Source organism: Cytobacillus oceanisediminis (assembly GCF_007830235.1).
GTDB lineage: Bacteria > Bacillota > Bacilli > Bacillales > Cytobacillaceae > Cytobacillus > Cytobacillus oceanisediminis.
Window position 1 is genome coordinate 76,638 of sequence record NZ_VLKI01000001.1, and the last position, 22,452, is coordinate 99,089.

21 protein-coding genes and 1 other RNA gene are annotated in these 22,452 nt (G+C 43.5%); 3 read left to right on the forward strand and 19 right to left on the reverse strand.

The window, feature by feature from the left end; genetic code table 11:
* Nucleotides 1–58: 58 nt before the first annotated feature.
* The 14 genes from IQ19_RS00375 to IQ19_RS00440 all read right to left on the reverse strand — a co-directional run bounded on the left by IQ19_RS00375 (nt 59) and on the right by IQ19_RS00440 (nt 13,999).
* Nucleotides 59–496, reverse strand: a complete 438-nt coding sequence (locus IQ19_RS00375) for an SRPBCC family protein (protein WP_144538803.1) — start codon at nt 494–496, stop codon at nt 59–61.
* Between the two features lie 15 nt (nt 497–511).
* Nucleotides 512–1,309: an SRPBCC domain-containing protein gene (locus IQ19_RS00380; RefSeq protein WP_144538805.1), complete on the reverse strand. Its 798-nt coding sequence runs from the start codon at nt 1,307–1,309 to the stop codon at nt 512–514.
* Nucleotides 1,310–1,458: 149 nt separating this feature from the next.
* Nucleotides 1,459–2,244: an enoyl-CoA hydratase/isomerase family protein gene (locus IQ19_RS00385; RefSeq protein ID WP_144538807.1), complete on the reverse strand. Its 786-nt coding sequence runs from the start codon at nt 2,242–2,244 to the stop codon at nt 1,459–1,461.
* A 364-nt stretch (nt 2,245–2,608) separates the two neighbouring features.
* Complete coding sequence (locus IQ19_RS00390; protein WP_144538809.1) at nt 2,609–3,586, reverse strand: quinone oxidoreductase family protein; 978 nt, start codon at nt 3,584–3,586, stop codon at nt 2,609–2,611.
* A 153-nt stretch (nt 3,587–3,739) separates the two neighbouring features.
* Nucleotides 3,740–5,515 (reverse strand): acyl-CoA dehydrogenase family protein, encoded by a 1,776-nt coding sequence (locus IQ19_RS00395; RefSeq protein WP_144538811.1) that lies wholly within the window; start codon nt 5,513–5,515, stop codon nt 3,740–3,742.
* Nucleotides 5,490–6,290 (reverse strand): 2-phosphosulfolactate phosphatase, encoded by an 801-nt coding sequence (locus tag IQ19_RS00400; protein WP_242020840.1) that lies wholly within the window; start codon nt 6,288–6,290, stop codon nt 5,490–5,492. The genes IQ19_RS00395 and IQ19_RS00400 overlap by 26 nt, the downstream gene beginning before the upstream one ends.
* Nucleotides 6,277–7,350, reverse strand: a complete 1,074-nt coding sequence (locus IQ19_RS00405; RefSeq protein WP_144538813.1) for a phosphotransferase family protein — start codon at nt 7,348–7,350, stop codon at nt 6,277–6,279. The genes IQ19_RS00400 and IQ19_RS00405 overlap by 14 nt, the downstream gene beginning before the upstream one ends.
* A 48-nt stretch (nt 7,351–7,398) precedes the next feature.
* Nucleotides 7,399–7,785 (reverse strand): acyl-CoA thioesterase, encoded by a 387-nt coding sequence (locus tag IQ19_RS00410; protein WP_144538815.1) that lies wholly within the window; start codon nt 7,783–7,785, stop codon nt 7,399–7,401.
* 12 nt (nt 7,786–7,797) lie between these two features.
* Nucleotides 7,798–8,682, reverse strand: coding sequence for a 3-hydroxyacyl-CoA dehydrogenase family protein (locus IQ19_RS00415; protein ID WP_144538817.1), 885 nt, complete (start codon nt 8,680–8,682; stop codon nt 7,798–7,800).
* A gap of 248 nt (nt 8,683–8,930) precedes the next feature.
* Nucleotides 8,931–9,494 (reverse strand): TetR/AcrR family transcriptional regulator, encoded by a 564-nt coding sequence (locus IQ19_RS00420; RefSeq protein WP_144538819.1) that lies wholly within the window; start codon nt 9,492–9,494, stop codon nt 8,931–8,933.
* Nucleotides 9,495–9,545: 51 nt separating this feature from the next.
* A complete protein-coding gene (locus IQ19_RS00425) occupies nt 9,546–11,159 on the reverse strand; it encodes a long-chain-fatty-acid--CoA ligase (protein WP_144538821.1) in 1,614 nt (537 codons plus the stop codon).
* A 97-nt stretch (nt 11,160–11,256) separates the two neighbouring features.
* Nucleotides 11,257–12,030 carry an SDR family oxidoreductase gene (locus tag IQ19_RS00430; RefSeq protein WP_144538823.1) on the reverse strand — a complete coding sequence of 258 codons (774 nt, stop codon included), beginning with the start codon at nt 12,028–12,030 and terminating at the stop codon, nt 11,257–11,259.
* 33 nt (nt 12,031–12,063) lie between these two features.
* Nucleotides 12,064–13,275: an acyl-CoA dehydrogenase gene (locus IQ19_RS00435; protein WP_144538825.1), complete on the reverse strand. Its 1,212-nt coding sequence runs from the start codon at nt 13,273–13,275 to the stop codon at nt 12,064–12,066.
* A 244-nt stretch (nt 13,276–13,519) separates the two neighbouring features.
* Complete coding sequence (locus tag IQ19_RS00440; RefSeq protein WP_144538827.1) at nt 13,520–13,999, reverse strand: SRPBCC family protein; 480 nt, start codon at nt 13,997–13,999, stop codon at nt 13,520–13,522.
* A 158-nt stretch (nt 14,000–14,157) separates the two neighbouring features.
* Here IQ19_RS00440 and IQ19_RS00445 point away from each other — a divergent pair, with 158 nt between their 5' ends.
* A complete protein-coding gene (locus IQ19_RS00445; RefSeq protein ID WP_144538829.1) occupies nt 14,158–15,162 on the forward strand; it encodes a DUF3231 family protein in 1,005 nt (334 codons plus the stop codon).
* Between the two features lie 45 nt (nt 15,163–15,207).
* On the opposite strand, the gene IQ19_RS00450 is transcribed toward IQ19_RS00445, so the two are convergent.
* From IQ19_RS00450 to IQ19_RS27620, 5 genes are all read right to left on the reverse strand, one after another.
* On the reverse strand, nt 15,208–16,461 hold the full coding sequence (locus IQ19_RS00450; protein ID WP_144538831.1) for an MFS transporter: 1,254 nt from the start codon (nt 16,459–16,461) through the stop codon (nt 15,208–15,210).
* 115 nt (nt 16,462–16,576) lie between these two features.
* Entirely contained in the window at nt 16,577–17,554 is a 978-nt protein-coding gene (locus IQ19_RS00455; protein ID WP_144538833.1) for a ring-cleaving dioxygenase, read from the reverse strand.
* Nucleotides 17,555–17,702: 148 nt separating this feature from the next.
* Nucleotides 17,703–17,843: a hypothetical protein gene (locus IQ19_RS27940; RefSeq protein ID WP_199749324.1), complete on the reverse strand. Its 141-nt coding sequence runs from the start codon at nt 17,841–17,843 to the stop codon at nt 17,703–17,705.
* A 105-nt stretch (nt 17,844–17,948) separates the two neighbouring features.
* Nucleotides 17,949–18,145: non-coding RNA, 6S RNA (ssrS, locus tag IQ19_RS00460), on the reverse strand.
* A 419-nt stretch (nt 18,146–18,564) separates the two neighbouring features.
* On the reverse strand, nt 18,565–18,711 hold the full coding sequence (locus IQ19_RS27620) for a hypothetical protein (RefSeq protein WP_158638711.1): 147 nt from the start codon (nt 18,709–18,711) through the stop codon (nt 18,565–18,567).
* Nucleotides 18,712–18,980: 269 nt separating this feature from the next.
* Here IQ19_RS27620 and fdhF point away from each other — a divergent pair, with 269 nt between their 5' ends.
* Both fdhF and IQ19_RS00470 read left to right on the forward strand, forming a co-directional pair.
* Nucleotides 18,981–21,971, forward strand: a complete 2,991-nt coding sequence (gene fdhF / locus IQ19_RS00465; RefSeq protein WP_144538835.1) for a formate dehydrogenase subunit alpha — start codon at nt 18,981–18,983, stop codon at nt 21,969–21,971.
* Complete coding sequence (locus tag IQ19_RS00470; RefSeq protein ID WP_144538837.1) at nt 21,946–22,452, forward strand: helical membrane plugin domain-containing protein; 507 nt, start codon at nt 21,946–21,948, stop codon at nt 22,450–22,452. The genes fdhF and IQ19_RS00470 overlap by 26 nt, the downstream gene beginning before the upstream one ends.

Below are 22,452 nucleotides of genomic sequence, written 5' to 3' on the forward strand. Positions count from 1 at the left end.
ACTAAAAAGGCGGATATGCCTTTGATAGTCAGATCCGCCATTCTATAGCTTTTATTTATTAATTTTTCTCTAAAATATTTTTTAGTTTATCCAGATCCTTCATGTTTGCTTTTCTCATCATGGCAGACATTATCGGGGCAACCAATTTTGAAAAACCAGTGGGGTTTCCCCTATTGCGTAGGGTCATCTGTGTGGTGTTTTCGTCAACGGCTTCCCATGTGTAGGTTGTTTCCATAGGAAAGGGTCCTTGTGCCGTTCTCATGATCATTTTTTCCCCAGCGATATATTCCACTATTTCATATACATAGGCTAATTCTCTCCCCAGAAATTGAGCCTTAAAAGCAATTTGGGAACCTACACTCAAGGGCTTCTTTGTTTTCCACTCTGCTGATTGAATATTTACGTACCATTCAGGAGCATTGTCTGGGTTTGCAGTATAATCCGCCACTCTTTCAAGAGGAGCACGGATATTCTTATTTGTCACTACATCAACCATACTTTTCCTCCACCTTTAAATTGAATCGTTAGGTTGTTCCAAGTAATTTTTCAGGAGGGTTCCCAAAAGATATTTCCAGCCTTCTGTGTGTTCCTTTTCCCAATGATCCTCTATAATACCCGACGCAGTATGAGAGAGCTGAAGAGTTGTAACACCATCTTTTTCTTTTAGCCGATAAGTATATGCGCTTTGCACAGCACCCTGCATTCCAAGATGGCCATGCATCCTGATTTCTTCAGGCGCATTCACATAATAAACATTTCCCCAGACGGCACCTTCATTTTCTCCCCACTTTTCCACAAAAAGGCCACCAGGCACAGGGTCAAATGAAAAATTTGATTCTGTTCCCTTTGGAGCTAAACGAAATTCCCACCAGTCCCCTGCATTTTCGGTTAAAGCTTTAAAAACCTGATGACGAGGTGCGTTAATGATTACTTCTTGTTCAATTTGAAATACCTTTGCTTGATCTGTAAGAGCCATTTCTTTATCTCCTCCTAATTGTTCAGCCGCTAATTTTAAATTAAGCAAAGTTGAGGCTGATGATTCCATGTACTTTCCCACCCAGCGGTTATGCATTTCCTGTAGTGGTACAGCATTCAGAAAGTTAAGTCTGTACCTTCCCTTCCTGCGGACAACCACCAAATTGCCTTCCTGTAAAGCAGATAAATGTTTCATGATTGCGTACCTCGAAACTTCAGGAAAACATTCATCCAGCTCTCCTGTCGTACGGGGTGAATGGCGAAGAATATCAAGAATCTTTCTGCGTATTGGATGTCCGAGTGCTTTAAATAATGCTGAAAGCTCATCTTCCATAACTAAGTATCCTTTCGCTTTTGGAATTCTTTACATGTGACAAAATAGTAACATATTTTATGTGACCTAATGGTAACATTAGATTTTTTTCAGGTCAATAGGGGAAAAAAATAGCCTAGGCAAATAAAGCCTAGGCTGTTTTCGTTTATTTAATCTAAAAATCTAGCTTCCCTTTTTCCTAAAAATGCCGATATCCCTTCTTTTCCTTCTGCACTATTTGCCCTATCCGCAAGAAATTCAGTTTCGATCGCCATTTGGGATTCAAGCGTTTCCTGCATAGAGTGGTAGAATAACTTTTTTGTGGCTCCAAAAGCATTCATTGGCCCTTTTGCGAGATTTTCAGCCAAGTTGATGACAGCCGGCATCAGTTCTTCTTCAGGAAGGACTTGATTGACAATCCCCCACTCTTCAGCTTCTTTCGCATTTAACATTCGGTTTGTATACATCAGCTCAAGTGCCCGCTTCATGCCAACTACTCTCGGTAAAAAGTAGCTGCCTGAGCCATCTGGAGTTAATCCGATTTTATTATAAGCCATAACGAATTTTGAACTTTCAGCCGCATAAACAAGATCGCAGGAGAGGGCCAGGCTCATACCTGCACCAGCAGCCACACCATTTACCGCCCCAATAAAAGGCTTGTTCATTCTGGCAAAATGCGAAACAGCCCCATGCAAATAAGCGGTTACCATTTTTAAATGAGCGGAAATTTCTTCACCCTCGCTCGAAAAACTCTTTAAATCGCCGCCAACTGAGAACTTATTGCCGGCTCCAGTAATAATAACCGATCGGATATCCTCATTTTCCGAGCAGATAATAGCCGTGTCCAGCAATTCCTTTGAAAGCTGCAAATCAATGCCATTGCCAGCTTCCGGACGGTTTAATGTAACAATCCCTACATTATTTTCGATGGTTAACAGTACCTTTTTATTTTCCAATTCTTATCCTCCTCATTGAATGCTCTTAATAGATTTCTATTTTATAGGCCTGTATTCCTGTAAGTTTTAATGGAAAGGCTCTGTTAAATTTGCCTGTTGATTGCAGCACGAGGCACTCCCTTTCCGCGGGCGGTCCGACGCACCTCGTCGCTTTGCTCCTGTGGGGTCTCCCTTTGATCCGCACTCCCGCAGGACTTTGAATAAGCTTCCTTGTATAAACACCGCACGAAGGAAATGCGAATGCATTTTCGCGGGATTAGTGCCTTCCGCTCCAATCAACAGGGTCCTAAAAAACAACAATAAGCTTTAACAGAGCCAATGGAAAAATAAAGGAGCCCGCCATTTGCGGATGGCAGGCTTCATATTACCTTGTTGGTTCCAGGATCAGTTTCCCCTTTGTTTTTCGGGACTGCAAGAGTGTGTGAACCTTTGCGGCATCCTCCAGCGGGTGAACTTCTCCGATTGTAAGCTTTAGTTTCCCTTCAGCCACATACGTCATCAATTCCTTCATGCTCGGCTGCAGGAGTTCAGGTTTTCTCATAATTTGCGGAAGGAAGAAGCCAATAACGGACTGGTTTCTTGCCATTAAGGATGAGGGATAAAACCTGCTTTGCTCTCCGCTTGCCACACCGTAAATGACAAGACGGCCAAAAGTGGCAAGGCACTTTAATGTTTTATTAAAAATCTCTCCGCCGGCCATTTCGAGTGCAACATTGACACCTCTTCCTCCAGTAGCTTCGAGAACTTCGTTTTCCCAGCCTTCTTTCGAATAGTTAACAAGCACATCTGCCCCCATCTCTTTTGCGAGCTGAAGCTTCTCATATGAGCTGGCAGTGGCAATTACTTTTCCTGCCCCAAAGAGTTTGGCAAGCTGGACCGCAATTGTTCCTACACCTCCTGCAGCTGCATGCACAAGTACACTCTCTCCTTTTTCAAGCCTGCCCATCGTTTTTAAAATATGATAAGCACTCAGGCCCTGAAGCGGAAGTGCAGCTGCAAGCTTGAAATCTAAACCTTCCGGGAGAGGAATCAGCCCTCTTTCGTCCGCTGTCACATATTCCGAATAACCGCCGGATTCGATTAACGTAACGACTCTTGTTCCAGGCGTGATGCTCGCTTTTTCACCAGCTGCTACGACAACGCCCGCCACTTCGGCTCCCGGTATAAATGGAAGCGGGGTCGGAACCACATATTGTCCTTCCCTTCTGGCTGTATCGGCAAAATTCACGCCAATCGCATGGACTTCGATTAAGACTTCATGCCCCGCAGGTACTGGTTTCTCTTTTTCTATGACGTTAAGAACTTCCGGTCCTCCGTACTCATTTAGCTGAATGGCTTTCATATGTGAACACTCCTTTTGTAAAATGGCTGCGAAAACTCGTTTCGCGGTTAATATTAGATTTTCGTAGATTTAACCATTTTTTCGCGGATAAAAAGAATTAACGCATATAAACATGATTTCAAATTGATTTTTTTGATTTTTTCTACTGTAAAACTAGCAAATATACTCTGCACGGTCATAAAACTTCTCCGCAATGCTTCTATTTCTAGCAATTCCCTTCCCAAAAGAGCTAAAACGGCTGCATTCACGAATGACCAATCCCAACAGCTGTTCCCTCTTTTCCTCAGACGTTAGTTCTGTGACCAATTGGCGGCAAAGGCGTTCTGCATCCCAGAAGGCGCCCTCAAGATAAGTCCTGGTTAAATGAATCTTCAATTCTTCTTTTTCTTCACCATTTTTCTGAATCGCTTTATAAGTCCGGTATACAGCAGATTCCGCTGCAAATAAGGCAATTGCCAGGTCAGCGAGCTTCATGAGTGTTTCCTGTTCATGAACGAGGGAGCTGCCAAATGCTTCATATGCCAGTCCGGCATTCAATAAGAATAGATTCCTCATCGTATCGATGGCTGCTTTTTCTTTTTCAAAAATGGCCTCTCCGCCTTTTTCCGGTTTGCTTAACTGAACGATCGCTTCTTCAACTCTTGCTGCCAGGTTGATTTCGCCCTTCATTGCTTTTCTGAAAAGATGGGTCGGGATCAGCAATCGATTAATCTCATTGGTTCCTTCAAAGATGCGGTTAATACGTGAATCACGGTACATTTGTTCAACACCATATTCCTTGATAAAACCGGCTCCGCCATGCAGCTGCAGTGTTTCATCTGCTACATAATCCAGCGTTTCAGAACCAAATACTTTACAGATAGCACATTCTGTAGCGAATTCGCTCATTCTTTTTCCGATCAGCTTTATATCGAAGGAAGTGTATAAATCGCCCAGAGAGTCTTCCAGCAAACTGGAAGCCCGATATTGCATTGATTCGGCCGCATATATTCGGGCTGCCATCTTAGCAATCTTTTCCTTTGTTGCCGGGAAATCAGCTATATTTATTCCGAATTGCTTTCTTTCCTGTGTGAATTGCAGTGATTTTTTTAAGCCAGATTTTGACGCCCCCATACAGGCTGAACCTAAATTAAATCGCCCCAGATTCAATACGTTAAGGGCAATCACATGACCTTTGCCCACTTCGCCCAGCAAGTTTTCAGAAGGTACAGGACAATCTTCAAATATAACTGACCGGGTGGAAGAACCTTTGATCCCCATCTTATTTTCTTCAGGCCCAAAAGATAATCCAGGTGTATTCCGCTCCACTATAAACGCAGTAAAATGCTGGCCATCCACCTTGGCATAAACAATAAAGGTATCTGAAAAAATAGCATTCGTAATGTAGATCTTTGTTCCGTTTAAAATGTAATGTGTGCCTTCCTTATTCAATACAGCCGTTGTTTGCGAGGAAAGAGCATCAGAACCGGCGTTAGGTTCAGTCAGGCAATAAGCCCCGATATATTCGCCTGACGCTAGCTTCGGCAAATATTTTTCTTTTTGCTCCGGCGTTCCGAAATAAGTAATCGGCAGCGTAGCAATACAAGTATGGTTGGAATGCGCCACCCCGTAGCCGCCTGATGACGCAATGTTCTCGCCGACGATTCCCTTGCTGATTTTATCAAGGCCCAGTCCGCCGTATGCTTCAGGAATGCTATGAGCAAGCAAGCCCAAATCCCCAGCTTTTCTAAGTAAATCCGTAACCAGATCAAAATCCTGGTTTTCAATCCGTTCCTTTTCCGGCAGCACATTTTTTTCAACAAATTGCTTCGCCGTTCTTCCGATCATAACATGCTCATCAGTAAGTTCCTCTGGAGTAAAAAGAGTTTCCGGGTCCAGCGTGGAGAATAAAAAACTGGCTCCTTTATTGGCTGTGTTCACTTTTTCCATAAAAAAGGTCACTTCCTTTATTCATGCTTACAGGCTGATGGATCACTACTATGCCATTCTTCAGTACAGGCACAATGGAGGTCGTCCCAACTCCTGCAGCAAATTTTAATTCTTCCAAAAACCCATTTTCACAGAATAGCTGCCCTACCCTTGACTCAGATAATAGTTCATAGACGCTTCCCTGTGCTCCGCGGTAAAATTGAAGGGCAGCTTTAGCGGAATCCGTCAGCTCCCACTCATCTTTCTGTACTAAACAATCAAGAAAATGCCCGGCTCCGTAAAAGTCTTCAAGACTTAAATCTCCTGAATTTCCGGAACAGACGATGAGGATGGTCTCGGCCAAACTTTCATCTCGAATGGTCTTTGCAACAGCTGGGTTATTTAAAAGGCAGCCTATATAAACACGTAAGGCTCCTTCCGATTTTCGCAAAGCAACTGTTCCATTAGTAGTCGAGAGTACTAGCTTCTTATTTTTTATCACACTGCGAATATGGCTGGGGCTCGGGTACACAAACCCATCAATTGGTCTGGCATGAATCTCGCCAGCCAGTACACAAGTATCCGGATCCATGCCGGAAGCCACATTCATTCCTTCAGTCACATCCATTACAGGAATAACTTCAGTCGCTCCATCTGCAAGGGCGGATGTGATCGTGGTGGTTGCCAGCAGCACATCCAGCACCACCACCGTTTTGTCGCCAACTCTCATTTTTTCTTGAGAAATATCTTCTTTCTTCAAAACCACATGCGCTTTCCTCATATTAGTTGTTTTCATTCGCAACTTGTACTCCATGCTTTAGAAGCACTTTCACGAATTGGTTAAATTGCGAAAAACGCGCATCATTTGTTTGGCCTTTTTTATATCGGTAATAGATTTGCTGGCAGATGACAGCAAGCTTAAAGTAGGCAAAGGTTAAGTAAAAGTTTATATTGCTTACATCACGGCCTGTTTTTCTGGCGTATGCTTCAATAAACTCCTGGCGGGTGTAAAACCCTTTTTGGACTGTAACTGGCGGTTTGCCCAAGCCATATTTCAGCAAGTCAGGATCATCATCCTGTATCCAATAGCTCATCCCTGCCCCAAGGTCTGCCAGCGGGTCGCCAACCGTTGTCATCTCCCAATCAAACAGCCCGGCCATTTCCTGCAGATCGTCGCTGAACATCGCATTGTTCAATTTGTAATCATAATGGATGATGGCTGGTTCCCCGCTTACAGGAATATTTTCTGTCAGCCATTTTTTCAACGTTTCTGCTTCGTATACGTCGTCCGTTTTCGCCTGCTCATAACGCCCGATCCAGCCATACACCTGCCTTTCCATAAAACCGTCTGGATTGCTGATTTCGGTTAAACCGGTTTTTTTGTAGTCAATCGAATGCAGCTCAGCCAGTTTATCGACCATCGTCTCCGATATCTGCCGGCATATTACTTCTGTAGGTGTAAACCATTCTGGAAAAGCAGTATCCAACATAATGCCATGCTTTCTTTCCATAATAAAAAATGGACTGCCGATCATCTCCTCATGATCAGAAAACAGGAGCGGTTTTGGCGCTTGTTTGAAAAATGGGTGGATCTCTGAAATGACTCGATATTCACGTTCCATATCATGAGCTTTCGGAGCTACCGGCCCAAGAGGCGGCCTCCTTAGAACAGCTTCCCACTCTCCTATTTTTAACTGGTACGTCAAATTGGAATGTCCTGCCGAAAACTGTAGAATTTCCAAAGGATCACTTGGGAGGCCACTAATATGATCTCGCAAATATCCTTCCAATAGAGCTTCGCTTATTTGCTCTCCTTTTCTTACAGGAATGGTTTCCTGGCTTATTTGCCGCGGCATAGTGTTCCTCCTTTTTAATACGAAAATTCAGTTATATTATTCTAGGATTCATTCACTCAATCCTTCCCGAAGCAAATCCGGAATGACGGCACTTTCCTGTTTGTCAAAATCAAAATAAACGACAATCGCATGCCCTCTGGCTATCAGATCGTTTGTCCGGGAGCAGACAATTTCATGATCCAGCTGAAAGCTTTTGCTTCCTATCCTGGATACCCAGGTTTTAACCGTAAGGATTTGATTAAAATACCCCTGGCTTAAAAAATCGCACTTGGTGGAGGCGAGAATGAAATGCCATTTTTTGACGTCCATGCTGTAGCCGAGCGTTTCAAAATACTTTACACGTGCTTCTTCCAGGTAAATAAAATAACTCGTATTATTGATATGCCCAAGTGCATCCGTCTCCCCAAACCGGACGTTTATTTGAAGTTCATGCATGTTGTCTCCCTCTTAACTCTTCACCTTTTGTGTGTTGTATTCATACCATCCCTTGCCTGTCTTCCTTCCAAGCTCGCCCTTCTCTACTTTCTCCGCTACACAAGCGAACGGTTTATCGTCCGGGTCGCCAGTCTCGCGGTAACGCTGATCCATAACATAATAAGCTACATCAAGCCCTGACAAATCCATCAGCTCAAAAGGGCCAATCGGGTGGTTTAGCGCTTTTCGGCAAATAATATCAATATCTTTATAATCTGCGATCCCTTGTTCATATAGAGCGACAGCCTCTTTCTGCAATGCCCCCAAGATCCGGTTTGCGACAAACCCGGAAATCTCTTTTTTCAACAGCACTGATGTCCGGTTAATTTGCTTGCAAACATCCATCGCAATCTGTGCTGTTTCTTCAGACGACTCCTCACTCATAACCACTTCCACACAGTCCATCAAGAGCGGCGGGAAAAAGAAATGCATGTTGACGACTTTGTCAGGACGGTTTGTTACGTCAGCTATTAAACTATTAACAATCGTAGAACTGTTGGTGGCGAAAATGGCATGTGAAGGGGCATATTGTTCAAGCTTGCTGAACACGTCTTTTTTAACATCAAGCCTTTCGGTTACGGCTTCAAGGATCAAGTCGGAGTGTTTAACACTTTCCTCGAGGCTTTGTGAAAAACGCAGTCTGCTAAATGCGGCTTGTTTCCCGTCTTGAGAAAGCTTCCCTTTTGCAACCCATTTATCCATAATAGCCTGAAGCTTAGACTCAGCATCTTTCAGTGCAGCCTCATTTACGTCCTGGATAATTGTTTCATAACCGCCCAGTGCAAATAGCATTCCGATTTGATGGCCCATTTGACCAGAACCAATAACCGTAATTTGCTTTACATCGTTTGCATTCATATTTTCTCCTCCTTATACTGACCAGTTGGTATGTTTTGAGTGAGAGAGTTTAAAGCTCATCCTCTCTCTAGATATTTTTTGCTGATAAATCCAATTAGCGGTTAAATTCAATATTTCGCGGATATAATCGGATTTTCGCGGTTATTTGAAAAATTTCGGGGATAGAACGAGAATTTCGCGATTATATTGAAATTTTCGCGGATATCGCCTTTTCGGTATGCAATTTCAGCTGTCCGAACTTTAAATGTTTACATTTCAATCCCTTTTAAAATCATTTCTGTAAAAATTTTTGCCACTTCCTGATCAGAAACCTTGCCTTCCGGATCGAACCATTGGTAACTCCAGTTCGCGACGCCTAAAATGCCAAACGTAACAATGGGCGTTTTTAAATCGGCACGGAACTCACCGCTTTGCTTTCCTTTTTCAAGCAGTTTTTCGATGTTAAGCCTGAATTGGTCCCTTTTAGGGATGATTTCCGAAAGCCTTTCGTCACTAAGATTACGCATCTCCCGGAAAAACACCTTCGCGCTGGCTCCCTGTGTTTTAATATTGCTGATTAGCATATGGACAATCGCAAATAGTTTGTTTTTACTGGTCTGCGACTCATCCTTTAAGATTTCCTCCTGGTTTGCCAGCAAATCATCAATATAGCGAAGGTGGATATCCATCAGGAGCTCTTCCTTGCTTGAAAAATAATAATAAAACGTACCTTTCGTCACACCGATGCTGTCGACAATATCCTGAATCGATGTCTCGCTAAAGCCCTTTTGATCAAATAGCTGGATACTCTTTTCAGTAATTTTTTCTTTCAATGTTAGTCCCCGCTTCTGTAAGAAAATATCGACAGAATTATATCATAAATACTAGTTTTTCCGGAGTTCTTCCCGTAAAGCCCTTCTCAGGATTTTCCCGACATTGGTCTTCGGAAGCTCATCGCGGAAATCGACTACGGCCGGAACCTTGTACGCAGCCAAGTTCTGTTTACAGTAGGAGATGATGTCTTCTTCCGACGCTGTTTTGCCAGCTTTTAAAACAAGTACTGCCTTTACGGTTTCACCGCGGTAAGCATCCGGCACACCAATGACAACAGCCTCCTGGACAGCAGGGTGTTCATATAAAACCTCTTCAATATCACGCGGATAAATATTATATCCGCTTGCAATGATCAGATCTTTTTTCCGATCAACAATATAGAGGAAGCCGTCCTCATCCATGCGTGCAATATCACCGGTATAAAGCCAGCCGTCCCTTAATGTGTTGGCAGTTTCCTCCGGCATGTTCCAGTATCCCTTCATAATCTGTGGACCTTTGATAATGACTTCCCCTAACTCACCAGCCGGCACCTCTTTCGATCCGGTTGCCAAATCAACTACTTTATACTCTGTTGATGGATACCCGATTCCTACGCTTCCTGGCTTTCTTTCTGAAAAAGGCGGATTGCAATGGGTAACAGGCGAAGCTTCAGATAGACCATAGCCTTCAAGAATTTTGGCGCCTGTTTTCCGTTCGAAATCACGCAGCAGCTCGACAGGCATGGGAGCACTGCCGCTGTTGCAAGTTTCAATGCTGTCGATGCCATATTCCTCTGCACGAGGATGATTGGTAATCGCCACATACATGGTCGGCACACCCGGAAAAACGGTCGGCTGTTCATTTTTGATTGTATTCAACACTTCCTCCAAATCAAAACGTGGCAAAAGGATCGATTCGTTTGCTGTATAAATAGCAAAGTTCATGCAGGCAGTCATTCCGAATACATGAAACAATGGGATGACAGTTAAGTATTTTTCCTGGCCTATTTTTGTTCTTTCTTTAAAAAATTCATATGACTGAATGACATTGGCCAAAATATTGCGGTGTGTGAGCATGGCTCCTTTGGACCGGCCTGTGGTTCCGCCTGTATATTGAAGGACTGCGATATCATGCTCCGGTTCGATATTTACCGGTGAAAATTGCCCTTTTCCTTCCTGTAAAAAGGCATCAAATTTCTTGTCCGGTGAGAATTCGGATTCCGTTGGCTGGAGGCTGACAACAATTAGATTTTTCATCTTTGTATTACCTTGAACGCTTTTAACACGTGGATATAATGCATCAAAAACGACAAGGGCTTCGGCACCTGAATCATTCAAAATATGTTCGATTTCCCGCTCCACCAGCATTGGGTTTACCTGTGTAACGATAGCGCCCGCAGCCAGGGCGCCGTAATAGGCAATCACGTATTGCGGACAGTTTGGCAGCATGATGGCGACACGGTCACCCTTCTGGACCCCGTTCTTTTGAAGAGATGCAGCAAAACCGTAAACAGCTTTTTGCAGCTCCCCGTAGGTCATTTTCCTTCCATAAAAGGATAGAGCAATGTTATGCGGATACATCGCTGTGACTTCCTGCAGTATCTCCGGCATTGATTTACTTGGAATATTCACTTCGGTTGCAATTGATTCAGGATAGTGGGCAAGCCAGGCTTTTTTCGCACTCATTAAAAATCCCTCCATATTTTGCAATCTTTTGGCCAATCATTCTTGCTCATTTCCCTGGGAGTTTTTAATTCAGTTTGCTAAATAGAACCCTGCTTTTTTACATAGCATGTGTTCCGCCATCGATAATCAGGACATCGCCGGTTACATAGTTTGAGGCATTGGAAGCCAGGAATAGAGCGGCTCCTTTCAGATCATCATCAGAACCAAACCTGCGAAGAGGGGTTGCTTCCAAAATAGGATTTTTTCCGTGCTCTATGATCACTTTTGACATTTTCGTCGGGAAAAAGCCTGGTGCAATCGCATTAACGTTTATATGATGGCGCCCCCATTTTACAGCAAGATCCTTAGTCATGGTTATGACAGCACCTTTGCTTGTGTTGTAGCCAATTGTGTCCATTACTCTTGGATCCGTCCCGCCCAGTCCGGCAACAGAGGCAATATTGATAATCTTGCCTGATTTTTGTTCGATCATGACTTTACCAACAGCCTGGCTCATTAAAAAGGTTCCTGTCACATTCACGTTGATCACTTTATTCCAGGCGTCAAGAGGCATCTCTTCTGCTGGGGCACCCCAGGTTGCACCGCTGTTATTGACGAGAATATCGATTGAACCGAACTGTTTTAGGGTTTCTTCCACCACTTTTTGAATATCATCAGAGTTGCTGATGTCGCACTTAAGAGCAAGTGTCTTTACCCCGAGGCTGGAAAGCTTATCAGCTGTTTCCTGGCAGGCTTCCACCTTTCTTGAACACAGCACTACATTGGCACCCGCTTCAGCAAAGCCTTCAGCAATTTGGGCGCCAAGCCCGCGGCCCCCTCCTGTAATGAGTGCAGTTTTTCCGGTTAAATCAAATAAGTCCAGGACCTTCATATTTCATTCCTCCGTTTCTATTAAAATAGCTATCTATGATTGATATTTCCTTAATTCCAGCTTGGCAACCTGTGCACGGTGAACCTCATCAGGACCGTCAGCCAATCTCAATGTTCTTGCGTTCGCCCACAGCGCTGCAAGTGGAAAATCATTCGAAACGCCTGCTGCTCCAAATGCCTGGATCGCCCGGTCGATGACCTTCAAGGCCATGCTTGGAGCAACCACCTTAATCATGGCAATCTCGGTTTTGGCCACTTTGTTGCCGGCCGTATCCATCATATGGGCAGCTTTTAATGTTAAAAGCCTTGCCTGTTCGATTTCAATGCGGGAATCGGCAATCCATTCTCGGATCACGCCCTGGCAAGATAAAGGTTTTCCGAAGGCGACTCGATTTTGTACACGCTTACATAATTCTTCAAGCGCGCGCTCGGCAGCCCCAATCAGACGCATGCAATGATGGATTCGGCCTGGCCCTAGCCTGCCTTGTGCAATGGCAAATCCCTTTCCTTCACCCCAAATAATATTTTCAGCAGGAACCCTGACATTATCGTATGTAATTTCGGCATGTCCATGCGGGGCATGGTCATAGCCAAACACCGGAAGCATCCGTTCAATTTTGACACCAGGGGTATTAAGCGGTACCAGAATCATAGATTGCTGCTCAAGCCGGTTTGCGGATGGATCTGTTTTTCCCATAACAATAGCAATCTTGCATCTTGGATCTCCCGCACCTGACGACCACCACTTCCGTCCATTAATAATGTATTCATCACCGTCCCTTTTAATGCAAGCTTCGATATTCGTGGCATCTGATGAAGCAACGTCCGGCTCAGTCATCGAAAAACAGGAACGAATCTCCCCATCCAAAAGTAGATTCAGCCAGCTTTGCTTTTGCTGTTCAGTTCCATAGCGGACCAGTACTTCCATATTGCCGGTGTCTGGAGCATTGCAGTTGAAAACCTCCGGGGCAATCATCGAGCGGCCCATGATTTCACACAATGGAGCATACTCCACATTCGTAAGGCCTGCTCCATACTCACTTTCAGGCAAAAACAAATTCCATAATCCAGCTTCTTTGGCTTTGAGCTTGAGCTCCTCCATAACCGCCGGAATCGCACTCCAGCGATCCGTTTGTTCATTCAGCTGCTGCTCAAACAATGACTCATTAGGATATATATTTTCTTCCATAAACCCATTAAGTTTTTGTTGCAGCTCTTGTACCTTGGATGAATAAGAAAAATTCAAGCTTGTGTCACCCCCTTTACTAACTAACCGGTCGGTATATTACAACTTAAGTATAAACAATCTTGAAAAATATTCAACTATTTATTCTGAAAATTCTTATTTTGACAAACGTTCATATTCGGTAAATGGCTTCTCATAGCTAATAAATGTCTTTAAGCTAGCTTATTTTTATAAGTTTGTCGTCGAAATGCCTATCTGAGGACTGGGTTAATTGTAATAAAAAAAGCCCCATTCAGGGCTCCATCTATTTTTGTACAAAATTTACAGCTATTTTATATTCCTCATACCACTTTTCCCATTCTTCCTTACGAGTGCCAATACTTTGACCATCGAGCAATCGGCCAATCACATCAAGGCATACATGCCAGCCGGCAAGATCCCTTGGCGTATGGCCGGTTATTTCACTTATTTTTTCGATCAGCTTTAATTGAGTATTGCTGTTTTCATCATCCAATTCAAAACGGACAATATCCTTGCCCCATGTGTATTCGAGGATAGCTAACTGTTCAAGCCCCAAAATCTCCATCTCTTCAAAGCTGCCATCCCCCATATCAAACTTGAACGATCCACCTTTCTTAAGTTCGTCTACTCGAAGCTCTGGGAACCATTTTTTCAACTGGTTATTATCGGTCAGCATCGCCCACACTTTTTCCCTTGGATGATCCAGATTTCGTACAAATGTGGCTGTATAGCCGTTTTTAGTTTTATCAATTAAAGCCAGCAAGGTGAAAAACTCCTTTACAAAATATTTTACGTTTTCATATAGGATAGACAAAATGTATTTGCCTCAACATTTTAATTCAATTTTTAACGTCAAAATCCTTTTATTTAAGTTTCATACACCAGAGAAAATTAGGAAATACTGTAATTTGAGGTGATAAAATGAGTAAGGAAGATTTAAAACTGACATCCTCCGAAGTCGGCACTCTATGGGGTGAGTATATGAATGGGACTATGACAGATACTGTGAACCGTTATATGTACTCCATTATTGAAGACGATGCAATTAAACAAATTTTTGATGTTGCTATAAAGACTTTTGCTAAACAAAAAGATCAACTAATAAGGTTTTTTAAAAGCGAAGGTTTTCCAATCCCCATCGGATTTTCTGAGGCAGATCTAGTAAAAGGTGCACCTAGACTTTTTACTGATATTTTCTGTTTGAATTATTTACATATTATGACCCTGCATGGCTTACTGGGACATAGTACTTCATTGGCTGTCTCCGTTCGAAAAGATTTACGTTATTTTTATGATAAATGTGATAATGATGCAAAAAAGATGTATCACCAAACAATTGATCTGCTCCTTGAAAAAGGAAGTTTCCAGAGAGATCCGCTGTTTTATCCTGAAGCAGCCCCTGAATTTATTGAGAGTACTGATTTTACCGATGGAATTTTTGGTAAAGGCAGAAGGTTGGCAGCAACAGAAATTATCAGTATTTCTTTTAATATGAAAAAAAGTATTATGGCCAAAACTCTTTCCATTGCATTTAGCCAAGTAGCGCAAACCAAGGAAGTAAGGAAGTTTTTGCAGGATTCCCAGGAGACAGCAGATGGGCAAATTCAAAAACTTTCGAAAATCATGCATGCGGATAATTTGCCAGTTCCGAAATCATGGGAGACAGAAATCACAACCTCAACGGAAACACCTTTTTCCGATAAGTTAATGCTCTATCATATTGGTTTCCTGTTTCAGGCTGCCCAGGCGTATCATGGTACTGGTCTGGCCTCAGCAATGCGAACCGATCTGGTTGCTGTTTATGAAAGCACCATTTTAAAAAATCTAATGGTTACGAAAGAGTGGTTTAAACTGATGGTGAAATACAAATGGTTGGAGCAGCCGCCGCTTGCACCTAATCGGAAGGAAATGGCACAGGATCAATAAAAAGATGCCTGGTATCCGCTTTGGATAACCAGGCATACATTTTATTTAAACCGCCATTCCAGCTGGTTTCTCTCTTTCATGGGCCTTATCCTTAATTAATGCTGCACCAATCAACCCGATCAATGAAAAAACAACCGGGATCATAAATCCATACCGATAGCCGTCCTGGAAGCTGTCGAGCACTCTTCCGAAAATAAATGGCAGCAGCACCGCGCTTAAAAATCCTCCGGTATTGGCAAAACCGGAAATAACGCCAACATCCTTGATATCAAAGGATTGGCGGACAATGGCAAAAGTTAACGTGCTGGCTCCGTTTCCATACCCCATGATCAAAAAAAGGACAATCAGCAGCGGATACGGCGGCTGGCCTTTAAAAATAAGAAAAGCAGCCCATCCCAAGAACACGATAGAGTGGGCGAAAAGATACGGGCGTTTGATGGAGCCAAACCGTCCGGAGATCCAGCTCATTAAAGGGGCGCCAATTATGGCGCCAATCAAACCAATCATGATGAGCTGGCTTGATTCCGGGCGTGTTAATCCATACATATCCATCCCATATGGTACTGCCCATGATCCAATGAAGCCTACATAGGTGCCGACCAGGCCAAAATGGCAAAAAAACGTTGCCCATGCCTGCCGGTCAGAAATAACCCTTTTCAATATGGAGACCGATTTTTCTCTGTGGTTCTTTTTACGGGAGGAAACCTTGGAAACGATCCCCATGCGTTTTGGCTGCCAAATTAATATCAGATACAGTAAAATACCGAGAATCGTAAGAATGACTCCGATTGCAAAAAAGGGCACACGCCATCCCCAATTCGAAATCCAAATGGAAAATGGCACTGTCGCCAGTAAAAACCCAAAGCTGCCCGACATTCCTGCGATACCGAGCAATTTCACAAATTCATTTACTTTGAACCACTGGCTTAAAATGATCACCACGTTGATCCAGATGGTTGCATCACCAAAACCGACGAGCAATCGGGCTGCAAATAGGACATACTCATTTGGCGCGAAGCTATATAGGAGTGTGCCTGCTCCGTTTAAAAGGGTACCGGCAATGAGGAAAACATTCGGGCCAAAGCGGTCTGATAGAATTCCAATCGGAACCTGCAGGCTGGCATATGCAAAGAATTGAACACTTGCCAGCAGCCCAATGGCAGCGGCAGTCACCCCAAAATCCTTCATTAATTGATCTGTAATTAAACCTGGTGCTGTCCTTTGACTAACGATTAAAAAGTACGCAAATAATACCGACGCAAAGACAACCCATCTGTACTTGCTTTTATGTTTCTCCACTGACCTCTGCTCCTGTTGTTTATTAATGCCACCTATTATACGCTAAAAAAAAGCACCTGTCCTCCAATGCGTTAAATCATTAAAACACATGGAGGTTTAGGCGCCATTTTTAACATTATTCTTTCACAAATTCTTTCGTGCTTCTGACTGTATCTATCGGCCGGACATAGCTTTCGATTTGTTCTCTTTTTGCTTCAAGGAACGGCGGCAGAGACAGTTTTTCACCAAGTGTTTCGTAAGGCTCATCACCCATAAAGCCTGGACCGTCAGTTGCAAATTCGAACAGAATCTGCGGGGCTACTCTTGAATATAAAGAACCGAAGAAGAAACGGTCCACAAATCCTGAAGTTTGAAAACCAAAGCTTCTCATATGCTTATCCCATTCTTCTAATACAGACTTATCCTCAACACGGAATGCGGCGTGGTGGACAGTTCCATATCCCTGGCGTGCCTGCGGAAGAACCGTATTGTGCTCAACCACTACCTGTGCACCATTTCCGCCTTCACCCACTTCGAACAAATGGAAATCTCCTTCTTGTGCGATTTCTTTGAAGAGCAGCACTTTTTCCATCATTTCTTTAAAATAATCAAATTGGGCGATCCGGACAAAAAGCGGCCCCAATCCAGTAATGGCGTATTCGAGCGGGATTGGCCCTTTTTGCCATGGTGTACCGGATTCAACGCCTTTGTTGTTTTCATCTGAAATTAATTGATACTGCTGGTCATCAAAATCAGCAAAAGACAGCGTTTTTTTGCCGAATTGTTCCTTAATGCCTGTGTGTTTAACTTCCAGGCGATCAAAGCGTTTTACCCAGTAATCCAATGCCGCATCAGTTGGCACGCGGAAAGAAGTTTTTGAAATTTCATTCGTCCCGTGTGATCCCTTTGGAATTCCAGGAAAATCGAAGAAGGTCATATCCGTACCGGGGCTCCCCGTGTCATCCGCAAAAAACAAATGATAAGTTTGGATATCATCCTGATTGACTGTTTTTTTGACTAGTCGCATTCCCAGTATATAGGTGAAAAACTCGTAGTTCTTTTCTGCGCTGCTTGTAATGGCCGTTACATGGTGAATACCTTTTAAGTGATTCAAAGTAAAGTTCCTCCCTTTTGCTTTTTCTATAGCCATGTATAAATATGACTGTGTATTTATCTTAAAATAAAATATCTTTAATTCGAGATAATTTTACTTTATCACGGGTAGGTTTAGGTGTCAATAAATAATACTGGGCGATAATTCCTTAAAAAAAAGACTTTATGATATCTTCTTCATGATTGCATTCCTTGCAGAAATACTCAATTTCCAAGGCATCCTCCCTTGCGATATGTTCTGTTTCTTTTCCACAAACTTCACAGTATCTATTTTCAGTGATCTCTTTCATGTTTTATCTCTCCTATTAATGTCGTTTATCTTGGTTTAACCATAATCCCGGATTCTAAACACAAAAAAACCAGTCCCCGTTTGGGAACTGGTTTAGTGACATTATGTAACAGCCGCCTTTGCCGTAAATAAGTATAAGAAAGTTTTAAACCACCACTCCTCAAAGTGGGTGTTCGCAGAAACATTCCTGCTTGTCCTCCTTGTCTTATAGACAGAGGCCTGTCATTCCCGTTTCGATGTTAAACTCCCTGTTACAGCTTAAAGGTTAAAACTTTATTATGATTACGAACAATGCAGCTTGTATCTATATATTATATCATTTGGGTCGGTTTTTCAATGGTAAGGGCTCCCCGTGTGATTATTTTTTAGAGACTGGTTTTAATAGTAGGGTTTTTGAAGTTATTTATTGTCTTTCACGGCTTTCTACTAATGTTTTTTCCTCTTCTGCCTTCAATATTGGCGTTAATCTGGAGTTAATGAAGACGATATTTTCTCTTCTTACTGCAAACGGTCGTTAATCCGGATTATTAATGACCCTTTTTCCTCTTCTTCCTGCAAGATGGTCGTTAATCCGGATTATTAACGACCCTTTTTCCTCTTCTGCCTACAATATGGTCGTTAATCCGGATTATTAACGACCCTTTTTCCTCTTCTGCCTACAATATGGTCGTTAATCCGGATTATTAACGACCCTTTTTCCTCTTCTGCCTGCAAGATGGTCGTTAATCCGGATTATTAACGACCCTTTTTCCTCTTCTTCCTGCAAGATGGTCGTTAATCCGATTATTAACGACCATTTCTCCCCCTCTGCCCCAAATAACGTCGTTAATCGGCGCTATTAACGACCCTTTTTCCTCCTCTGCCTGCAAGATCGTCGTTAATCCGGATTATTAACGACCCTTTTTCCTCTTCTTTCTGCAAGATAGGGTTTTTACCGATCACCAGTCTTGCCTAGGGACACTCTCTGCTCCTAAAATCGCCATCATAACTCTTTGTTCACAATTCCAGATACCTACTCTCTACAAAAAAACAATTTCCGCCCCCTTCCCCTCCTCAGCCAAATCCGGGAAATCTGTTATACATTTTCCACTTTTAGCAAATACTTTTTTGTAAGGTACTTTTGATTGGGTGGTGTCGTATGGGCGAGGAAAGGTTTACTTTTTATATCGATGATAAGGAGATTGAGGCTCGGACGGGGCAATCGATTTTTGAAGCCGCGCGGGAGTTTAATCATTTTTTGCCGGGGATTTGTTCGACTCAGCCTGATTTGGGGGTTGGGGTGATTCAGACCTGTGATACGTGTTATGTGGAAATTAATGGTGAGCTGAAACGCTCGTGTGCTACGCCCGCAGAACCGAATATGAAGGTGAGCTCTGTTTCCGAGCTGGCGAAGGAAGCCCAGCTTGAGGGTATGTCCCGCATTTTAAAAAACCATGAGCTTTATTGTACGGTTTGCGACAATAATAATGGCAACTGTGTGGTACATAATACGGCGGAGCATTTTCAGATTGAGCATCAGAAGTATGAGTTTAAACCAAAGCCATATCCACAGGATAATTCGCATCCCTTTTACCGGTATGAGCCGGATCAGTGTATTCTTTGCGGGCTTTGTGTGGAGGCCTGCCAGGATCTGCAGGTCAGCGAAGTGCTGAGCATCGCCTGGGACCGTGAGCAGCCGCGCGTCATTTGGGATAATGATGTTCCAATTAATGAATCTTCCTGCGTTTCGTGCGGTCATTGTGTGACGGTATGTCCTTGTAATGCATTGATGGAAAAATCCATGCTCGGCAAGGCGGGCTACTTAACCAATATTCCTAAGCCGCTTCTTGAGCCAATGATTGATTTGACGAAAGAAGTCGAGCCCGGATATAAGGAAATTTTTGCGATTTCCAATGTGGAAGCGGCGATGCGGGAAGAGCGGATTGAGCGGACAAAGACCGTCTGTACTTATTGTGGAGTCGGATGCAGCTTCGAGGTTTGGACGAAGGACCGGGAAATTTTAAAAATTCAGCCGCAGCCTGATGCCCCCGTGAATGGCATTTCCACTTGTGTAAAAGGAAAGTTTGGCTGGAGCTTTGTGAACAGCAAAGAGCGTTTAACCAAACCTCTAATCAGAAAAGGCGAGAAATTTTATGAAGCGACATGGGAAGAGGCCCTGTCTCTTATTGCAGAAAAATTCCTCAAGATTAAAGAAGAAGATGGTGCAAATGCACTCGGGTTTATTGCGTCCTCAAAATGTTCAAACGAGGAAAACTATCTATTCCAGAAACTGGCCCGATCTGTTTTTAAAACAAATAATATCGATAACTGTTCAAGATACTGCCAGACGCCTGCATCCATGGGGCTTATTCGTACAGTGGGCATCGGCGGCGATTCAGGAACGATGAAGGATATCGCAAGCTCTGAGTTAATTATCGTAGTTGGTGCCAACCCGGCCGAATCCCACCCTGTTCTGGCAACCAGGATTAAACGCGCTAACAAACTGGCAGATCAAAAACTGATTGTGGCGGATCTTCGGAAAAATGATCTGGCAGACAGAGCGGATTTGCACATCCATCCAAAGCCGGGAACGGATCTGGTATGGCTTTCTGCGGTAACCAGATATATCGTTGACCAGGGTTGGGAAGACCGCGAGTTCCTCCATAACCGCGTAAACCATGTGGATGAATATATCAAGTCTCTTGATAAATTCACCCTTGAGTATGCAGAAGAAGTTACCGGGATATCAAAGGATTCCTTAATCACGATCGCAACCATGATCCATGAGTCCAAAGGAACCTGTATATTATGGGCAATGGGCGTTACGCAGCATTTGGGCGGCACGGATACAAGTACAGCGATTGCCAATCTGCTATTAATTACAGGCAATTTTGCAAAACCTGGCGCTGGTGCATATCCTCTTCGCGGCCATAATAACGTTCAGGGAGCAAGTGATTTTGGAACGATGCCATCATGGCTTCCTGGATATCAGCCAATTGAAAATGATGAAATCCGCAGCCGTTTTGAAAAAGCGTGGGGAACGGACCTTCATAAGAAGCCTGGTTTGAATAATCATCAAATCGTTGAAGCGATACAGGCAGGAAAAGTAAAAGGAATGTACCTATTTGGCGAGGAAATGGGCTTGGTTGATTCCAATATCAACTATGTCCATGAGGCGTTTGAAAAACTTGAATTCTTTGTCGTGCAGGATATTTTCTTCTCAAAAACGGCCCAATTTGCAGATGTTGTTCTTCCTGCAGCTCCAAGCCTTGAGAAAGACGGTACGTTTACGAATACAGAACGGCGCATCCAAAGATTTTACAAGGTTTTTGAGCCGCTGGGTGACAGCAAACCGGATTGGCAAATTTTCCAGGAGCTTGCTAATAAACTGGGAGCCAGCTGGAATTATAAAGACCCGAGCGAAATTATGGATGAAGCCGCAATGCTAACCCCTTCATTTGCCGGGGTTAACTACAAGCGTTTGGAAAATTGGGAGAGCTTAGTGTGGCCGGTGGCTGCCGATGGAACAGATACGCCACTGCTCTTTACTGACAAGTTCGGCTTCCCTGACGGAAAAGCGCGCCTCATAACAGTGGATTGGACACCTCCATTCACAGCTGGCGAGGAGTACGATCTTCACCTGAACAATGGACGGATCCTTGAGCATTTCCATGAAGGCAATATGACTTATCAATCTGAAGGCATTTCCTATAAAGTGCCGGAGCTTTGGCTTGAAGTATCACCGGAGCTTGCTGAGGAAAAAAATATTCAAACAGGCAGCCTAGTCCGTCTGACCTCCCCTTACGGCCATGTCAAAGTAAAAGTTTGGGTGACAGATCAGGTTAAAGGCAAGGAACTCTATTTGCCAATGCATACAACCGAAGGAATAGGTGCCGTCAACAAGCTGACAAGCAGCTATCATGACAAGATCACCCATACACCGAACTACAAAGAAATGCAGGTAAAAATGGAAGTGCTTGAACGGGATGGCGATTCCCCGCTTCCGCATCACAATTTCCGCTTTGGCAACCCTCAGCCGCATATTGGAGTTGAGACGGAGAAAAAATGGATTCGTGATGATTTTACCTCCATTCCAGAAATGCTGAAAAGGGAGGGTCTCTACGATGGCAAAAGCGATCAAGCAAATTGAGCTGGTTCAGCCATCAGCTCAGGAGGAACAGGCACAGGATTTAGCCGCACTTTTGGAGCAGCTTGCCGAAAATCGTGAAGCAATCTCAAGCGCCATTGATATCATCAGCCAGCTTCAAAAGGCAGGGATACTCGATATCATCCAGGGCTTTTTGCATTCGAAGGAAAAAGTGGCTGCTATCGCTATTGAGCAGGTAAACCAGCCCAATATGCACAACATTATCCGAAATGGGTTTAACACAGTCGACTTCCTTGGTTCTCTCGATCCACAGGAGATGAATATCATGATGAGCGCAGTTACGAAAGGCCTGGATGAGTCTGCCGATGTCATGAAGAAAAACGAAAAACGCAGCATATGGGGACTTATGAGAGCGCTGCGGGACCCTGATACCAATTTGGCGATTCATTCAATGCTCGGTTTTCTCAAGGGGATGGGCAAGGAAATGGGCAAAGAGCATACACATTATAAAACAGGAGAGTGA